Here is a 17,850-nt window from a genome sequence, read left to right on the forward strand (position 1 = left end):
TTCATTTTACGTATTTTGCATTCAGGTTATGATTTGGCCTTTCTCCAAATTAACGAATATCGAATAAACAAAATCAACAACGAAATGAAGCAATACCATGACCTTGTAAAGCACGTAATGGAAAACGGTGTGCAAAAAGGCGACCGTACTGGTACCGGCACAAAAAGCGTTTTTGGTTACCAGATGCATTTTGACCTGAACGAAGGTTTCCCGATGGTAACCACAAAAAAGCTGCATCTTAAATCAATTATTTACGAATTGCTTTGGTTTTTAAACGGAGACACCAATATAAAATACCTCAACGAAAACGGCGTTCGCATTTGGGATGAGTGGGCTGATGAAAACGGAGACCTGGGCCCTGTGTATGGCCGCCAATGGCGTAATTGGGACAATAAAGAAATCGACCAGATTGCCGAACTTATCGAGATACTGAAGACCAACCCCAACAGCCGACGCATGCTTATCTCGGCATGGAACCCGAGTGTGCTGCCTGACACTTCAAAATCTTTCGCTGAGAACGTAGCTGAAGGCAAAGTGGCCCTCCCGCCCTGCCATGCGTTTTTTCAATTCTACGTCGCTGAAGGTAAGTTGTCATGTCAGTTGTATCAGCGGAGTGCAGATATATTTTTAGGTGTGCCTTTCAATATGGCCTCGTATGCGTTGCTGACAATGATGATTGCGCAGGTTTGCGGTTACCAGCCGGGCGATTTCATCCACACTTTTGGCGATGCACACATCTATAACAATCACATGGAACAGCTTGAACTACAGCTAAGCCGCGAACCAAGGCCATTACCTAAAATGATACTAAACCCAGATGTGAAAGATATTTTCAGTTTTAAATTTGAAGATTTCACACTTGTAGATTACGACCCGCACCCGCATATTAAGGGAGTGGTTGCTGTTTAATTCCTGCTTATGACCCTTACTCTTATAGCTGCAGTTGCGGAAAACAGTGCCCTGGGCAAAGACAATAAGATGCTTTGGCACCTGCCTGACGATTTTAAGCGTTTTAAGAAGCTTACATCAGGCCACTATATAATTATGGGCCGCAAGACGTTTGAGAGCCTGCCGGGGATGCTGCCGAACCGTACGCATGTAATCATTACACGTCAGGAAAATTATAAGGCTGAAGGCTGCATCATTGTAAACAGCCTTGACGAAGCCATTGTCGCCTGCCCACAAGCCGAAGAAGTTTTTATAATTGGCGGTGGTGAGATATACAAGCAGGCGATTGACAGGGCTGACAAAATTGAACTCACACGCGTACACGGCATAACCCCTGACGCTGATGCTTTTTTTCCTGAAATTGATTTAAGCAAATGGAAATTGACTGAAAGGGTTCACCATCCTAAAGATGAAAAGCATAAGCTTGAGTTTACTTTTGAAACTTGGATAAACAAATAATAGTATGGGTTTTGGTTTCAGCCTCGGAATGATATTCATAATTTTCCCTACAATTGTTGTATTACTAATATTACTCGCAGTAACACGAAAACCAATTTTTGGCAAAGCAATACTGGCCATAGTCATTGGTATATTCACTTTGGTAATAGCTGCATCTGTAGTAGGGTTTATCTTTTCGAAAAAGAAACTTGACGGTAGTGATTTTTACGGCACCTATGTTATCGACAGGGCTTTTTATCCCGGTAAACAAGCCGACTGGCAATACAACAGCTTCAGGTTTGAGATTAAGAAAAATGATTCTGTATACTTTTATCATACTGACGGCAATAAGATTCTCAAAGTACACAAAGGCATAGCTGAAATCAGGGATTATGGTTACGGTTCTGCGAGGATTGCCATTAAAATGAGCCGGCCCACGCATCATATAGTGGCCGATTACCCTACAATTTACAGGCGAACATGGGATCTTTATATGGTCTTACATTCAGAAAAATTTAATAATGTATTTTTTAAGAAAGGCGACTGGGAACCTATTACAGATTGATTTAGGTTTTTGTTATAATCAACTAAATCCCTTTTTAATAAAACTTCTACTATCTTTACGCCGTAAATAGCAACAATGCCTCAACAAGTTACTCCATATAAAGACAGCGGCCTGGGCAAGAAAGAGCAGGTAGCGCAAATGTTTGACACCATTTCCGGCAATTACGACGGGCTCAACCGCGTGATTTCCTTCGGTATTGATGTAAAATGGCGCAAAAAGGTGCTGGCTATGGTTTCGGCTAAAAACCCGCAAAGTGTACTTGACATTGCTACCGGAACGGGCGACCTTGCCATATTGATGTCGCAAACAGGGGCAACCGAAATAATAGGGCTCGACCTTAGCGCAGGCATGCTTGAAGTTGGCCGCAATAAAATCGCTGAAAGAAACCTTTCAAATAAAATACAAATGGTTCAGGGCGACAGCGAGAACCTGCCATTTGAAGACAACCGCTTTGATGCCATAACCGTTGCTTTCGGCGTCCGCAACTTTGAAACGCTTGAAAAAGGCCTTGCAGAAATACTGCGTGTATTAAAACCCGGCGGCATCTTTGTAATACTGGAAACGTCTGTACCTACAAAATTTCCATTCAAACAAGGGTACGCATTTTACACAAAATTCATACTCCCGGCTATTGGCCGACTGTTTTCTAAAGACAGGTCGGCTTACGCATACCTAAGCGAATCGGCATCTGTTTTCCCATATGGTGAAAAGTTAAACAATATTTTGCGCCAAGTTGGGTTTATAGATGTTAAGCACGCGCCGCAAACTATGGGTGTGGCAACAATTTATTCGGCTTCAAAATAATACTATGAAGAAATTCCTTGCAGTAATAGCTCTACTTACAAGCCTGTGCAGCCATGCACAGTTCGGCACTAATGTATTTGGCAGGGACCCGATCATCAACCTTGAAAATTTTGACAAGCAGCGGGTACACTGGGGCTATTTTTTGGGCTTCAACAGCTATGGCTTTAAGTTTGACTATATTAATCCGCAGGAGGTTGATATTATAGAAAAAGGCACAACAGGTTTTAACGTTGGGCTTGTAGGCAATCTCCGTATTTTCGAATATGTTGACTTAAGGTTTGAGCCCGGGCTTTACTACACGCAGCGTAATCTTACTTTCCCCGGATTTGACAATGCCTTTGATGCCGAGCGCCAGGTAAAATCAACCTATATACATTTCCCGTTGCTGCTTAAGTTCTCGAGCAAGCGTACAGGTAATGTGCGGCCATACCTTGTAGGCGGCCTATCCCGTACCATAAACCTTTCAAGTAACTATAACATCCTGGATGATAACATGCAGGGGCGTTTCCGTATGAAACGATGGACGAACAACTACGAGCTTGGTTTTGGTATAGACCTGTATTTTGAATACTTTAAATTTTCACCATCTATTCGTGGAGTATTTGGGCTTGATGATGAATTGATTCGTGATAACGACCCGAACAGCCCATATACCGGTAATATTCAGGGCATGACTACCAGGGCGGTACTCATCAACTTCACTTTCCACTAAAATTTCGTCTGAATTCGCTCAGTATTATTGCTGTCGCGGTCGCAACATTAAGACTTTCGGTCGCCTGTAATTCGCCAAAGCGCGGTATGGCTATCCGTTGTGAACAAAGTTTTTCAATTTCAGCAGAAATTCCATTGGCTTCATTGCCCATTACTATGATTCCATTTTCCGGCAGCCTTTCATTGTAGATATTATCGCCATCCATGAACGTTCCGAAAACAGGCAGCTTGGTATTGGCCAGGAATTCTTCAAGATTAGTATAAGCCACGTTCACCCGCGCCAGTGAGCCCATTGTAGCCATTACCACCTTTGGGTTATAAACGTCGGCACAGGCTTCACTACATATCAATTGGTTTATGCCAAACCAGTCACACAGCCTGATAATTGTCCCCAGATTACCGGGGTCGCGAACATCATCAAGCGCTATTACAAGGCCTTCGGCTTTTACCTGTCTTAATTCAGGTATCTTAAAAACTGCAAGGCATGTGTTTGGAGTAGTCAGCGCCGAAATTTTTTCAAGTTCAGGCGGGGATATAATGGTCACCCTATTTTTTTCAACATCGCTGAAAATGTTTTCAGTAGTATATAAATGGTAAAGTTCAAATTCAGAATTTAATAATTCCTGAACGGTTTTTATACCTTCAGCAAGGAATAAATTATGCTCTTTACGGTATTTTTTTTGCTGTAATCCCGTTATTAATTTTATTTGGTTTTTACTAAGCATAAAAAATGTATTTTTGAATTACTATTTGGCAATACCGTCTTGAAAAATTTCACAGCAAAAATAGCACTTATTTTATCGGCCTGCATTTTATATTCGTGTTCCCTTACTAAACGGGTTCCGGATAACCGCCATTTGCTAATGGAGAATGACGTAATGGTAAACGGTGAGAAAAAAATGAAGATGTGCTTAACGACCAGCTGTACCAACTGCCCAACAGCAATATACTTGGCTACAGGCTGAGGCTGCACCTTTATAACCTTGCCAAACCTAATGCTGACTCATCTTACAGGGCATGGCTTGACCGTAAACCGGGGGAGGCATGAGCGAATGCGAAAAATATTTAGTGAGAAACAGGTACAGCGCCTTGGCAACTCATTTGTAGTATCAGGACTGAGCAACTTCCTCAAGAAAACAGGAGAACCACCTGTGGTAATTGACATGAACCGCGTGAAAAAATCACGCAGCAGGCTCTCTGCCTACCACCATAAACGCGGTTATTTCAGGAATAAAGTAAACTTTAAAGTTGATACGCTTGATGTAAAGAAGGCTAAGGTGACCTATACAGTTGAAACCGGTAAACCGTATATTATTGACAGTATAGCCACCATAATTGAAACTCCTGCTCTAGACAGCCTCTACAATATTACAAAAGCAGAATCAATGATTCGCAAGGGTGACCAATTCGACGAGACAAACTTTACCGGCGAGCGCGAGCGTATAACCTCATACTCCAGGAATCGTGGCGCTTACACTTTCCAGCAGAATAATATTCACTATGTACTTGATACGGTAAGTGAGAAGTATGAAGCTGATGTAAAACTATATATAGATAACGAATCTATCCGTCAGGGTGATTCATCATTTACGCGGCCATTTAAGCTTTATAAAATAAGCAAGGTTAACATCTACACCAAAAACCCTACTGAAGAAAACCAGGCAATAGACAGCGTAAGCTATAATGGTTTTAACCTTTATAGTACAGGAAAGCTTAATTACCGGCCAAAGGCAATAACTGACGCTGTTTTTATTACACCCGGCAGCACATTCTCTGATTTCAGGCGGGTGCTTACATCAAGGTATCTCAGCAACCTGAGGGTTTTCAACTACCCTCAGATACAGTATGTACAGGATACCACAGATGCAAGCGGCTCCAGCCTCATTACCAATATTTACCTTAACCCGCGTAAGAAATACCGCTTCAACATTACGGCTGATTTTACACACTCCAACATTCAGGATTTCGGTATACAGGGCAGCTTGGGGCTATCAATACGTAATATATTTAAGGGTGCGGAAATACTGGAACTTTCCACTCGTGGAAACATTGGCTCCTCACGTGACCTTGCCATACAGGACAAATCATTTTTCAACGTATCAGAATATGGTGCCGATGTAAAGCTGAGCTTCCCTAGGATATTTTTCCCTATAAATACAGAGCGTGTAATCTCAAAAGAGATGATACCTTCTACACTTATGAGCCTTGGTATAAGCCGCCAGCGTAATATAGGCCTTGATAAAGAAAGTTTTACGGGCGTTCTTGGCTATAGCTGGTCGCCCCGACGCAATAACAGGGTAAATGCCAAACTTGACCTCTTCAATATACAATATGTACGAAATGTAAATTCTGACAACTATTTTAATGTTTACGAATCGTCTTATGACAGGTTAAATGATATTGCGAACGCATATGCCTCCCAGGTTAACCCTGAAGACTTCCTTCCGCAGCAGCCGGGCAACCCAAGGCGTGAGCTGGCAATACCTGAGGGCGCTACAGGGTTTATTGAAGACGTTGAACTTGGCATCATTTCAATCTCTGGAACCGACAGGGACAACCTTAACAGTATTGAAGAAAGACGTAAAAGGCTAACGCAGGACAACCTTATTTTTGCATCAAATTTTACTTATACCACTACCACCCGCACCAACCTTACCGATAATACTTTTTTTATTTTCAAATCGAAAATTGAAAGTGCCGGTAATTTTCTGGGTCTAATCTCATCACTAAGTAATGACCCGGCCAGAAGCAGCAACGGTAACAAAATGATTTTTGATGTAGAATATTCGCAATATATTAAAGGAGAGCTTGACTTTATAAAACACTTTGACCTGCGTCGCAGTAAGGTATTGGCAATGCGTGCATTCTTCGGGCTTGCAGTGCCTTACGGCAACTCAAACAATATTCCCTTTACACGCAGCTACTTCGCAGGCGGTAGCAATGATAATAGGGCATGGCAGGCATACCGCCTTGGCCCGGGGCGCAGCGGCGGGCAAAATGACTTTAACGAAGCTAACTTAAAAATGGCCTACAGTGCCGAGCTGCGCTTTAACCTGTTTGGCAAACTCAATGGCGCAATATTTGGCGACGTGGGCAACATCTGGAATGTGTTTGATAATGTAACTGACGACGACTTTACCTTCAACGGCTTTGAATCTTTCAGAGACCTGGCATTAGGAACAGGCTTTGGCTTCAGGTACGATTTCAGCTTCTTTGTGGTACGCTTTGACGTGGGCTTTAAAACCTATAACCCAGGCTTGCCTGAAAATAGCCGTTGGTTTAAGGAATACAATTTTGCCAACTCAGTTTTAAATGTGGGTATTAATTATCCTTTCTAATTTTAAAAATATTATTTTTGTAGTTCAATTTTAAAAAAATCACCAAAATGGCGCACAATATTAAGCCGGGGGTTGCAACCGGAGACCAGGTACAGGAGATATTTAAATATGCCAAAGAGAAGGGTTTTGCCCTGCCTGCGGTAAACGTTACAGGCTCAAGCACCATAAACGGTGTGCTTGAAACAGCGGCAAAACTTAAAGCTCCGGTAATCATCCAGTTCAGTAACGGCGGTGCGGCATTTAACGCGGGTAAAGGCCTTAGCAATGATGGCCAGAAAGCTGCAATACTTGGGGCTGTTGCAGGTGCAAAACACATACACACGCTTGCTGAAGCATATGGAGCGACAGTGATACTGCATACAGACCATTGCGCAAAAAACCTTTTGCCTTGGGTAGACGGGCTTATTGAAGCAAGTGAAAAACAGTTTGCCGAAACAGGCAAGCCGCTTTTCTCATCGCATATGCTTGACCTGAGCGAGGAGCCGCTTGAAGAAAATATTGAAATTTGTACCGAATACCTGAAAAGGATGAGCAAGCTGGGCATGACGCTGGAAATTGAGCTTGGTATAACAGGTGGTGAGGAAGACGGTGTTGATAACAGCGATGTTGACAGCTCAAAACTTTACACCCAACCGGAAGAAGTAGGCCAGGTGTACGAAGCGCTTAGCAAAATATCTGATAAGTTTACCGTAGCTGCGGCATTTGGTAATGTTCACGGTGTGTACAAGCCGGGCAACGTAAAGCTTACGCCGGTAATCCTGAAAAATTCCCAGGAATATGTACAGCAAAAATTCAATACAGGCCACAACCCTATTGATTTTGTTTTCCACGGTGGTTCAGGCTCAACACTTGAAGAAATAAGGGAAGCGATAAGCTACGGCGTTATCAAGATGAATATTGATACCGACCTTCAATTTGCATTTACCGAAGGTATCCGCGATTATATGACAGGAAAAATTGACTACCTCAAAACACAGATAGGCAGCCCGGACGGACCTGATTCTCCAAACAAAAAGCACTACGACCCGAGGAAATGGATACGCGAGGGTGAAGTTACTTTCAACAAAAGGCTGGAGCAGGCATTTGCCGACTTAAACAACGTTAATACTCTATAAAGTTACAATTTTGCGGTTGAAGATCATCAGGCTAAGGCAGGTATCTTCAACCGTTATTCATTTAAATAAGGAAAACTATGGCTTGGTTTAAAAGGACGGAAAAAGGGATACAGACACCAACCGAAGACAAGAAAGATGTACCTAAAGGATTATGGTATAAATCACCAACAGGAAAAATTGTAGATGCTGACGAGCTTGCAAAAAATTTCTATGTAAGCCCTGAAGACGGTTACCATGTGAGGATAGGCAGCAAAGAATATTTCGACATATTGTTTGACAATAACGAGTTTACCGAGCTGGATAAAAACATGACCAGTAAAGACCCGTTAAATTTTGTTGACACAAAAAAATACAGTGACAGGCTTAAAGATGCGATAGATAAAACAAAGCTGAAAGATGCCGTAAGGACCGCCGTAGGTAAAAGTAAGGGTAAAGACCTTGTGATAGCCTGTATGGACTTTGCTTTTATAGGCGGATCTATGGGCGCTGTGGTGGGTGAAAAGATTGCACGCGCTATAGATTATTCTATCAAAAATAAGATACCTTTCCTTATGATATCAAAGTCAGGCGGGGCAAGGATGATGGAAGCTGCTTACTCGCTTATGCAGCTGGCTAAAACATCAGCAAAACTAGCACAGCTTGCCGATGCTAAAATACCTTATATATCACTTTGTACAGACCCAACTACGGGCGGCACAACGGCATCATACGCAATGCTTGGTGATGTAAACATATCTGAGCCCGGAGCACTAATTGGGTTTGCAGGTCCGCGTGTAGTAAAAGATACTACTGGTAAAGAATTGCCGGAAGGTTTCCAGACAGCAGAGTTTGTACTTGAGCATGGGTTTCTTGATTTTATAACCCCAAGAAAAGAACTCAAAGACAAAATAAATTTATTTTTAGACCTGATACAGAATCAGCCTTTACGATAAAATATAACCCGCCATTGAGCGGGTTTTTTTTGATAATTGCACTATTCTGCTAATTATGAAAGCGTTAAAATTAATTACAGGTAGGGTTAAAGAATTATTACTTGTTATATTTACAACAAACCGATAGTTAATAACCAAAAAAAATTTACTATGACAAAAAAATTACGAACTTGTTTATTACAAATTGCTTCGGCAAAATTAGGCTTGGCAGCTGCATTTGTACTTGCAGGTTGCCTGGAGCTGCAGGCGCAGGCTAATCTATACACCTTTAGCCAGTCAACCGGTACATATACACCGCTTACATCTCCTACTGTTCTGGGAACAGGAACCGCAACTGCAGATGATAATACTTATCAGGTTGCCCTGCCATTTAACTTTACATTTAATAATGTAACTTATAACTCAGGCACCAACATAAGTGTAAACAGTAATGGTTTTGTTGCATTTGGCACTACCGCTCCTTTAGGCGCCACATATACACCGTTATCAGGAACAACTGCTTACGCAGGTGCAGCAGCAGCGTTTGGCGCTGATATTTCAGGAAGCAGTGTTGCAGCAAATACAGGTGAACTTGGCTATGAGACTATAGGTACAGCGCCCAACCGAATTCTAGTTATACAGTATAAGAATTTTGTTCGCTATGCAAACTTCGCTTATGTAACCGCAGATTTACTTCAATTCCAGATACACCTGAAAGAGACAAGTAATGTTATAGAGTTTGTTTACGGTAACTCTACTGTAGCAACATCAGCATCAACTACTGCACAGGTTGGCCTAAGGGGTGCAACCAACGCAGTATTCGCTAATCGTACCACAACTACAAACTGGTCGGCAAGCACTGCAGGTGTAACCAATGCTGCTACCATGGCTGCTACAAATACTGTAAAACCTTCAAACGGACTAACATTTACCTACACACCTCCGGTGCCATGTACTTCACCTCCGGCAGCAGGAACAACAGCAGCAACTGTTACAGCAGGATGTACTACAATTGCATCAACAATATTATCATTAAATGATTCTCAAACCGGTACCGGCGTTACATATCAGTGGCAACAATCTTCAAGCATTGACGGCTCATATTCAAATGTATCAGGAACAGGAACAAATGCAACCTATACTGTTACAAACCTTAATACAACTACTTATTACAGGGCAGCGGTTACATGTTCCGGATCAACAGTTTACAGCACTCCTGTAGCTGTAAATGTTTACCCGGCAACACCTGATTATGCATCATTGCCTTATACACAAGGGTTTGAAAGCTGGGTGAGCCGCTGCGGTAATACAGAAGTTCCCGGCCTGAACTGGAAGGCAACACCACTAACAGGAAATAACTCATGGAGGAGAAATGACCAGGGCTTTATCACATCTGGATGGAGCTATCCTGCCGATGAACCTGCGCCTTATCCTGTTGCAGCAAGCCAGGGTTCATATTCAGCACGTTTCCATAGCTATGGCACAAGCAACAACACACAAGGCAGCCTTGACCTTTATGTAAACCTAAGTGCCGCAGGTACAAAAACCCTTACATTTGATTATACAAACCCAACCGGAAATGACAAGCTTGACATATTGCTGAGTAATGACGGAGGTACAACATGGCAACCAACACCAATACTCACTCTTACAACCAATACGGGTTTCGGCGGCCAATCTGTTACCTTTACGGCTACATCTGCTACCAGCGTAATACGTTTCCGTGCAACATCAGACTTTGGTGCTGATGATATTGGCATAGACAATATACGCCTGGAAGTTACACCGTCATGCCCGGGTGTGGCATTCCAGCCTACAACGGCAATCACGTCAACATCTGCAACGGTAAACTTTACCGGAGTTGCAAGTGGAACAAGCTATACTGTTACATATTCTCCCGGCGGGACACCACAAAACTTAAATACAGTTGCACCAATAAACCTTACAGATCTTAGCCCGTATACAGTTTATACAGTAACAATCACTACAAATTGCTCAGGAGGTGAAACAGCTACGGCTACTACAACTTTCCGCACTGCAATTGGTAATGATGATTGTGCAGGCGCTGTTGTACTTACACCTTCGCCAATGTCAATGCCGGTAACATACACTACTACGGGAGCAACAGACTCTGGCGTTACAAGTGCATGTACGGAGGCTGAAACAGGTGATGTATGGTTCACATTTGTAGCTACAGAAGCAACCGCATTGATAACAGTTTTACCTACGTTTGACTTTGATGCTGTAATTGAACTTCGCGAAGGCAATTGTAACGGTACTGCACTTGCATGCCGTGACGATATAGATGAAGGTGGCGGTGCAGGAACCGAAACACTTAATGCTACCGGACTAACAGTTGGAAACACGTATTACCTGCGTGTATACAGTGCACTGGCAAACCCTACAAGCGGTAACTTTGACATATCAATAGTAGGCCAGGCACCTGCGGGCACAGCTGATATTACAAAGGAAACTTTTAAATACTACCCTAACCCGGTTGTAAATGAGCTTACTATTAAAGCATCATCTGCAATAAAGCAGGTAACGGTTTATAATCTTTTAGGGCAGAAAGTCCTGGATAAGAAAGGCAGCCAGACGGAAGAACTTATAAATGTATCTTCGCTTACAGCAGGTACATATATGGTTAGCGTACAATCTGAATTGGGCGTTAAGCAATTTAAGATTGTGAAAAATTAGTAAACTATTTTAATATGAAAATCCCGCTTATAAGCGGGATTTTTATTAATATAGAACCATGGGCAATAACTATTTCAAATCTACCATAATTGAATCTGCTAATATCCATCAAGAATTACAGAAATATATCCGGCATATTTCTATTGATGAATCTATACAATGCAGTAATGATATTATTGCCGTTCCATCGATACCTTACGGGATGACAGAGTTAGTAATAAATTTAGGTAATCCTTATTACAGATCAAGTAAAAATGATAATTCTCAATTTGTCCGCATAACCGATAGCCATATTGTAGGGTTCAAAACAAGAAGCAGCCTTATAGTGCCAACCACAAAAGCAAAGGCGATATCAATTTTATTTAAACCCGGGTGCTTAAGTGTATTTGTTAAAGAACCTTTAGATGCATTTACAAACAAAATCATTGACGCAAAAAATGTATTTGGCCCTGAGTTTACTTTTTTGGAAGAGCAACTGTCAGAAACTGCATCAATGCCTGAGCAAGTAGATATTGTACAAAGCTTCTTACTTTCAAAACTTCAAAGCAATGATAAAATTACTGATTTCCTAAATTTCATCGCAAATATGTACAATGAGAAATCAAATTTCAGTTTTAAGAGTATTATAGCAAGAAAAAGCGAATATAAAACTTTAGAGCGAAATTTTTACCGCTATATTGGTACTACGCCAAAAACTTTCCATCAGATTATTTCATTTAATTATGCTTCAAAACTAATAAGCAAAAGAAACCACAGGTTAACAGAGATTGCTTATGATTGTAATTATTACGACCAATCGCATTTTATAAAAAAATTTAAAGAATTTTCAGGATATACGCCTAAAGAATATCTAAACATAGATCATGAGATGGTAAAGTTCAATCAGGATATTATTAACAGTTTATTCTGAATGTCGAATTTTTACTATCACAAAAGCTGTATACAAACCAATTTAGCGCCAAATAATATAACACTGAAATCATGAGTTATTTAAGAGTATTTGGCATTTGTGTGATTGCACTAACACTTATTAAATGTGCAGCAAATAAGATAGATGATACTGTTGATAGAGAATTAAATATTTTGCTTGAACAAAAGCAATATTTTGAGCTTGACAGAAAATTGACTAAAAATGCAAATAAACTTTCTGACCACAGAAGAATTTTTTATAATGCGTTTATTGAAAAGGCATTCGGCAGAAACAGTTCGTCTATTAATTATATAGACATCATATTAAACCGGCATAAAGGCAGTTTTAATGACTCTTTGGTTGTTGAATTACTTAACTTAAAAGCTGCAAATTACATACACGAATATAATTATAGTAAAGCATCTGAAACTTATAGAAAAATTTTAAAGGAATACCCTACTCTGCTCGACAGCACAGAAATTAATGAATACACAAATGTAGAACGCCTTTTTGGTGCATTTGCAGACGTAGAACCCATGATTAAGCAACCTCATCTAACAGTTAAAATAAATGCTTACAGAAACAACTTTAATCATTTGATGACACCTGTTCAGTCCAATAACATATCAGAACATTTCGTATTTGATACAGGCGCAAATTTGTCAACCATATCTGAAAGTATGGCAAAAAAAATGAACCTAACAATAATTGAAAAAAATATAAACGTAGGTTCTTCTACAAATTTATATGTAAACTCAAAACTGGCAGTTGCTGAAAATTTTTATGTTGGTGATATTTTATTTAATAATGTACTCTTTTTAGTAATGCCGGACACACAACTAACGTTTCCTGATATCAATTATGAAATTAAGGGTATAATTGGTTTTCCTGTGATAGAAGCGCTGGGAGAAATGCACCTGCATAAAAACGGAAACATTACAGTACCGGATAAACCAAACAAATCGAAGCTAAAAAATATGGTTTTGGAAGGCCTGAATCCTGTTGTTGAATTATTTTCCGGAAATGAAAGCCTGTTGTTTACTTTAGATACCGGAGCCAAAAATTCAGAATTATCATTTAAGTATTACAGAAACCATAAAGATGTTATAGAAACTACAGGGCGCCTTATAAAAAATAAGCGCGGAGGAGCCGGAGGCATGACAAATGTAGAAGAGTATTTATTTCCAAATTTTCAACTAATTATCGGCACAAAAAAGGCATTATTAGAAGAGGTACATGTTACACTTGAAGAATATGAATTTACTAAGTACTTTGACGGAAACCTAGGGCAGGATGTATTTGTTAAATTCGATACACTGATACTCAATTTTAAAGATATGTATATAGATTTAAACTAGCATAAAATCCTGTTATACATATTAATTAGCATTAGATACGTTTTCTACATTCCGCTTCGTATAGCTTCAACCGGGTCTAGCCTGGCTGCAGATATAGCAGGCAGTATCCCTGAGACAAGCCCGATAAATGCCGCCAGTGATGTACCGAGCATTATATTGCTAAAGCCAAGTACAAAAGGAAAATCGAGCGCAGTGGTTAAAAGTGCCGCAATACCCCACACCAGCAACAGCCCTACGCCACCGCCAATAACTGAAAGTATTATTGCTTCAAATAAAAACTGGAATAGTATAAATTTACGTTTTGCTCCCAAGGCTTTCTGAATGCCAATAAGTGTGGTACGTTCTTTTACCGATACAAACATAATATTGGCAATACCAAAGCCGCCTACAAGCAAAGAGAACCCGCTTATAAGCCAGCCAACAAGGTTTAAGACACCGAGGAACTGGTCTATCATCTGTGTAAAACCGGCCAGAATATCAATCATAAAGTTATCATCTTCACCTGCGCGAAGGCCGCGATAGTTACGGAGCTTCTGGGTAACTTCAGCTTTTACGTCTTCTGCATTCTCGCCTTCGTACGGCTTAATGCTTATTACGGGTGTCATAAAATCATTATTATCACCATACATCCTGCGGATAAAATTTACAGGAAAAATAACCGACATATCATTGCTTGGCATTCCCATAGATGAAGATCCCTGTTTTTCAAGCACACCTATCACCGTGAAACGCTGGCCGTAAAGCCGAATGTTTTTATCGATAGCAGGCAAGTCGCCAAACAATGACTTGGCAACCTCGTGGCCAATTACAACAACTGCCGTCCCGGAATTTGATTCACTTTCATTATAAAATCGGCCGTGCTCTATCTTCAGGCGCTGTATATCAGCAAACTCATAAGAAATGGGTACAGCATTAAGGTTTGTAACGGTTTTGTCTTCATATTTAGCCGTCTCGTTTTTAGTAAAAAACTGGAAAGCCATGAACTCAGCAGAACTAACAGCACCTTTCAGATATTGGTATTCTTCATATGTAACTTTCGGGAATTGCTCCCTTTTCCATCGCGGCACAGTAGATGGCCCGAAAGAAAAATGTTTCAGGTACATGGTATTGATATCAATATCACTCATGTCGGCTTTAATCTTCCTGTCAAGTGAATCAACTGCCGCAAGCACGGCGATAATAGAGAAGATACCGATAGTAACCCCAAGAAGCGAAAGTATAGTCCTTAACTTATTATTTGTAAGGGCATTCAGCGCAAAAGCAAGACTCTCTTTTAAAAGGCGTAAGTAAAAAACCATAATTGATGATTGTAGCGTAAAATTCGTGAATTTTTTCGGGTTGGCAATTTCATTTGGTAAGTTTAAAATTACTGCAGCCTGAAATTGAATGTTAACTGTACATTAACTACTTTTGCGGCTCAACAACACAACATAATGAACACTACTAAAAAAATCACTTCAGCCCTCATTTCTGTATTTGATAAAGAGGGGCTTGAACCCATCGTTAAAAAACTTCACGAAAACAACGTAACCATCTATTCTACAGGGGGTACAGAATCTTTTATTAAAGATTTGGGCATACCTGTAGTGCCGGTTGAAGACGTTACATCGTACCCATCAATCCTTGGCGGACGTGTAAAAACACTTCACCCAAAAATCTTCGGGGGCATACTAAACCGCCAGGATAATGACAGCGACGTACAGCAAATGCAGGAGTACGACATTCCGCAGATTGATTTAGTGATAGTTGACCTGTACCCATTTGAGAAAACTGTAGCATCAGGAGCCGGAGAAGCAGATATCATCGAAAAAATTGACATAGGCGGTATATCTCTTATTCGTGCAGCGGCAAAAAATTTTAAAGATACCGTGATTGTGGCATCTGTAAATGAGTATGCGCTTTTCCTGGAAACCATTATCAAAAATGAGGGAAGCACTACTTTGGAAGAGCGAAGGCTATTTGCATCAAAAAGCCTTCCATGTGTCTTCGCACTACGATAGCGCTATTTTCAATTATTTCAATGCTGACGATACTGTTTACAAGCATAGCGAAGCAAATGGCCAGGCGTTGCGCTACGGAGAGAACCCGCACCAAAAAGGCTGGTTCTTCGGTGACTTTGACAAGATGTTTACCAAGCTTCACGGCAAAGAGTTATCATATAACAACCTGCTTGATGTAGATGCAGCTGTAAACCTGATGCAGGAATTCAAAAATGACGACCCAACTTTTGCAATCCTGAAGCATAATAATGCCTGCGGACTGGCTACGCGCTCAACAATTAAAGAAGCATACCTTGATGCGCTTGCAGGCGACCCAACCTCTGCCTTTGGTGGTGTACTTATAGCTAATGCTAAAATAGACCGTGCCGCCGCGGAAGAAATAAACAAGCTTTTCTGTGAAGTTGTAATTGCCCCAGGTTATGATGATGACGCTATAACAATTCTTCAGGAAAAGAAAAACAGGATCATTCTTGTTCAGCACGATGTTGAACTACCTCAACGACAAGTAAGAACGTGCCTTAACGGAATACTGGTTCAAGATAAAGATAATATTACTGACAATAAAGAAATACTACAGACCGTTACGGTAAAAGAGCCTACGGCTCAGGACGTTGAAGATTTATTGTTTGCATCAAAAATATGCAAGCATACCAAGAGCAACACCATTGTATTTGCTAAGAACGGACAGCTGATAGCATCAGGCACTGGGCAAACATCGCGTGTTGATGCTTTGAAGCAGGCAGTTGAGAAAGCAACCTCTTTCAATTTCGACCTGAATGGCGCTGTAATGGCAAGCGATGCTTTCTTCCCGTTCCCTGATTGTGTGGAGCTCGCAAAAGAAGCAGGAATCACTGCTGTTATACAGCCGGGCGGATCGATTAAAGATGAGCTGAGCATCAATTACTGCAATGAAAATAATGTTGCAATGGTATTTACAGGAACACGTCATTTCAAACATTAATTTTACTATTTTTGTAGGCTTAAACTTTTATAACATATAACACCCTTTCCAGTATGGGATTTTTTGATTTCATGACCGAGGATATCGCTATAGACCTTGGTACAGCAAATACCCTAATCATACACAATGACAAAGTAGTTATAGACAGCCCGTCTATAGTGGCGCGAGACCGTGTTTCCGGCAAAATAATAGCCGTGGGCAAGGAAGCCAACATGATGCAGGGTAAAACGCATGAGAACATAAAAACCATACGCCCGCTGAAAGACGGTGTTATTGCCGACTTTGACGCATCTGAAAAGATGATCAACATGTTCATTAAAAGTATACCGGCACTAAAGAAAAAACTGTTTACCCCTGCCCTTCGCATGGTTATATGTATTCCTTCAGGCATTACTGAGGTGGAGATGCGTGCGGTAAAAGAATCTGCTGAAAGGGTAAATGGTAAAGAAGTATATCTTATACATGAACCGATGGCAGCCGCTATTGGTATCGGGGTTGATATTATGCAGCCAAAAGGTAACATGATTGTTGACATAGGCGGCGGTACTACCGAGATTGCCGTAATTGCGCTTGGCGGTATTGTATGTGACAAATCGGTTAAGATTGCGGGTGACGTTTTCACAAACGATATTGTTTACTACATGCGTACCCAACACAACCTATTTGTGGGAGAGAGTACAGCAGAAAAGATAAAAATTACCATTGGCGCCGCTATTGAAGACCTTGAGACTCCGCCGGATGATATGTCGGTACAGGGGCGTGACCTCCTTACCGGTAAGCCGAAGCAGGTAGATGTTTCTTACCGGGAGATAGCTAAAGCGCTTGACAAGTCTATCCAGCGTATTGAAGATGCTGTTATGGAAACATTATCTCAAACACCACCTGAACTTGCAGCCGATATTTACAACACGGGTATTTACCTTGCAGGAGGCGGCTCGATGTTAAGGGGGCTTGACAAACGGATTTCCCAAAAAACAGACCTTCCGGTTTATATTGCAGAAGACCCGCTAAGGGCAGTTGTGAGAGGAACGGGAATGGCGCTTAAAAACATACAAAAATTCAGGAGCATACTTATCAAATAAAGGCACTTAACC

The 17,850-nt window shown here is 41.0% G+C and carries 15 protein-coding genes and 1 pseudogene; 14 read left to right on the plus strand and 2 right to left on the minus strand.

The genetic code is table 11. From position 1 onward, the window contains the following. Positions 1 to 84 precede the first annotated feature (84 nt). The 5 genes from LRS05_RS14920 (at position 85) to LRS05_RS14940 (ending at position 3,467) form a co-directional block, all read left to right on the plus strand. Positions 85 to 909 (plus strand): thymidylate synthase, encoded by an 825-nt coding sequence (locus LRS05_RS14920; protein ID WP_257869045.1) that lies wholly within the window; start codon positions 85 to 87, stop codon positions 907 to 909. A gap of 9 nt (positions 910 to 918) precedes the next feature. Then, positions 919 to 1,407 (plus strand): dihydrofolate reductase, encoded by a 489-nt coding sequence (locus LRS05_RS14925; RefSeq protein WP_257869046.1) that lies wholly within the window; start codon positions 919 to 921, stop codon positions 1,405 to 1,407. A gap of 4 nt (positions 1,408 to 1,411) precedes the next feature. Continuing rightward, entirely contained in the window at positions 1,412 to 1,951 is a 540-nt protein-coding gene (locus LRS05_RS14930) for a hypothetical protein (protein WP_257869047.1), read from the plus strand. Between the two features lie 75 nt (positions 1,952 to 2,026). After that, the gene (ubiE, locus tag LRS05_RS14935) at positions 2,027 to 2,755 is read left to right on the plus strand and encodes a bifunctional demethylmenaquinone methyltransferase/2-methoxy-6-polyprenyl-1,4-benzoquinol methylase UbiE (RefSeq protein WP_257869048.1); all 729 of its coding nucleotides are present in this window, start codon (positions 2,027 to 2,029) and stop codon (positions 2,753 to 2,755) included. A gap of 4 nt (positions 2,756 to 2,759) precedes the next feature. Further along, a complete protein-coding gene (locus LRS05_RS14940) occupies positions 2,760 to 3,467 on the plus strand; it encodes a porin family protein (RefSeq protein WP_257869049.1) in 708 nt (235 codons plus the stop codon). Here LRS05_RS14940 and LRS05_RS14945 read toward each other — a convergent pair. Continuing rightward, positions 3,454 to 4,191 carry an RNA methyltransferase gene (locus LRS05_RS14945; protein WP_257869050.1) on the minus strand — a complete coding sequence of 246 codons (738 nt, stop codon included), beginning with the start codon at positions 4,189 to 4,191 and terminating at the stop codon, positions 3,454 to 3,456. The genes LRS05_RS14940 and LRS05_RS14945 overlap by 14 nt on opposite strands. Positions 4,192 to 4,373: 182 nt before the next feature. On the opposite strand from LRS05_RS14945, the gene LRS05_RS17370 reads away from it, so the two are divergent. The 7 genes from LRS05_RS17370 (at position 4,374) to LRS05_RS14975 (ending at position 13,795) form a co-directional block, all read left to right on the plus strand. Next, the gene (locus tag LRS05_RS17370; protein WP_308224945.1) at positions 4,374 to 4,514 is read left to right on the plus strand and encodes a hypothetical protein; all 141 of its coding nucleotides are present in this window, start codon (positions 4,374 to 4,376) and stop codon (positions 4,512 to 4,514) included. Next, positions 4,462 to 6,804 (plus strand): BamA/TamA family outer membrane protein, encoded by a 2,343-nt coding sequence (locus LRS05_RS14950; protein WP_308224947.1) that lies wholly within the window; start codon positions 4,462 to 4,464, stop codon positions 6,802 to 6,804. Before LRS05_RS17370 ends, LRS05_RS14950 begins: the two co-directional genes overlap by 53 nt. A gap of 47 nt (positions 6,805 to 6,851) precedes the next feature. Next, entirely contained in the window at positions 6,852 to 7,919 is a 1,068-nt protein-coding gene (fbaA, locus tag LRS05_RS14955) for a class II fructose-bisphosphate aldolase (RefSeq protein WP_257869051.1), read from the plus strand. 77 nt (positions 7,920 to 7,996) lie between these two features. Beyond that, positions 7,997 to 8,851: an acetyl-CoA carboxylase, carboxyltransferase subunit beta gene (gene accD / locus LRS05_RS14960; protein ID WP_257869052.1), complete on the plus strand. Its 855-nt coding sequence runs from the start codon at positions 7,997 to 7,999 to the stop codon at positions 8,849 to 8,851. A gap of 150 nt (positions 8,852 to 9,001) precedes the next feature. Continuing rightward, on the plus strand, positions 9,002 to 11,527 hold the full coding sequence (locus LRS05_RS14965; RefSeq protein ID WP_257869053.1) for a T9SS type A sorting domain-containing protein: 2,526 nt from the start codon (positions 9,002 to 9,004) through the stop codon (positions 11,525 to 11,527). Positions 11,528 to 11,585: 58 nt separating this feature from the next. Beyond that, on the plus strand, positions 11,586 to 12,437 hold the full coding sequence (locus LRS05_RS14970; protein ID WP_257869054.1) for an AraC family transcriptional regulator: 852 nt from the start codon (positions 11,586 to 11,588) through the stop codon (positions 12,435 to 12,437). A 71-nt stretch (positions 12,438 to 12,508) separates the two neighbouring features. After that, positions 12,509 to 13,795: a retropepsin-like aspartic protease gene (locus tag LRS05_RS14975; RefSeq protein WP_257869055.1), complete on the plus strand. Its 1,287-nt coding sequence runs from the start codon at positions 12,509 to 12,511 to the stop codon at positions 13,793 to 13,795. Between the two features lie 44 nt (positions 13,796 to 13,839). On the opposite strand, the gene LRS05_RS14980 is transcribed toward LRS05_RS14975, so the two are convergent. Further along, on the minus strand, positions 13,840 to 15,093 hold the full coding sequence (locus LRS05_RS14980) for an ABC transporter permease (protein WP_257869056.1): 1,254 nt from the start codon (positions 15,091 to 15,093) through the stop codon (positions 13,840 to 13,842). Positions 15,094 to 15,228: 135 nt separating this feature from the next. Between LRS05_RS14980 and purH the strand changes: the two are divergent. Beyond that, positions 15,229 to 16,756 (plus strand): annotated as a pseudogene (gene purH / locus LRS05_RS14985) (bifunctional phosphoribosylaminoimidazolecarboxamide formyltransferase/IMP cyclohydrolase). A gap of 53 nt (positions 16,757 to 16,809) precedes the next feature. Continuing rightward, entirely contained in the window at positions 16,810 to 17,838 is a 1,029-nt protein-coding gene (locus tag LRS05_RS14990; RefSeq protein WP_257869057.1) for a rod shape-determining protein, read from the plus strand. The last annotated feature ends 12 nt before the right edge of the window (positions 17,839 to 17,850 follow it).

The sequence above is a fragment of the Flavobacterium sp. J372 genome (assembly GCF_024699965.1).
In the GTDB taxonomy this organism is placed as follows: Bacteria; Bacteroidota; Bacteroidia; order Flavobacteriales; family Flavobacteriaceae; genus Flavobacterium.

What these genes read in the sequence shown, in the direction of transcription:
- LRS05_RS14920 (WP_257869045.1), top strand. Translation starts at nt 85, where the DNA reads ATGAAGCAATACCATGACCTTGTAAAGCACGTAATGGAAAACGGTGTG.
- LRS05_RS14925 (WP_257869046.1), top strand. Translation starts at nt 919, where the DNA reads ATGACCCTTACTCTTATAGCTGCAGTTGCGGAAAACAGTGCCCTGGGC.
- LRS05_RS14930 (WP_257869047.1), top strand. Translation starts at nt 1,412, where the DNA reads ATGGGTTTTGGTTTCAGCCTCGGAATGATATTCATAATTTTCCCTACA.
- ubiE (WP_257869048.1), top strand. Translation starts at nt 2,027, where the DNA reads ATGCCTCAACAAGTTACTCCATATAAAGACAGCGGCCTGGGCAAGAAA.
- LRS05_RS14940 (WP_257869049.1), top strand. Translation starts at nt 2,760, where the DNA reads ATGAAGAAATTCCTTGCAGTAATAGCTCTACTTACAAGCCTGTGCAGC.
- LRS05_RS14945 (WP_257869050.1), bottom strand. Translation starts at nt 4,191, where the DNA reads ATGCTTAGTAAAAACCAAATAAAATTAATAACGGGATTACAGCAAAAA.
- LRS05_RS14950 (WP_308224947.1), top strand. Translation starts at nt 4,462, where the DNA reads ATGCTGACTCATCTTACAGGGCATGGCTTGACCGTAAACCGGGGGAGG.
- fbaA (WP_257869051.1), top strand. Translation starts at nt 6,852, where the DNA reads ATGGCGCACAATATTAAGCCGGGGGTTGCAACCGGAGACCAGGTACAG.
- accD (WP_257869052.1), top strand. Translation starts at nt 7,997, where the DNA reads ATGGCTTGGTTTAAAAGGACGGAAAAAGGGATACAGACACCAACCGAA.
- LRS05_RS14965 (WP_257869053.1), top strand. Translation starts at nt 9,002, where the DNA reads ATGACAAAAAAATTACGAACTTGTTTATTACAAATTGCTTCGGCAAAA.
- LRS05_RS14970 (WP_257869054.1), top strand. Translation starts at nt 11,586, where the DNA reads ATGGGCAATAACTATTTCAAATCTACCATAATTGAATCTGCTAATATC.
- LRS05_RS14975 (WP_257869055.1), top strand. Translation starts at nt 12,509, where the DNA reads ATGAGTTATTTAAGAGTATTTGGCATTTGTGTGATTGCACTAACACTT.
- LRS05_RS14980 (WP_257869056.1), bottom strand. Translation starts at nt 15,093, where the DNA reads ATGGTTTTTTACTTACGCCTTTTAAAAGAGAGTCTTGCTTTTGCGCTG.
- LRS05_RS14990 (WP_257869057.1), top strand. Translation starts at nt 16,810, where the DNA reads ATGGGATTTTTTGATTTCATGACCGAGGATATCGCTATAGACCTTGGT.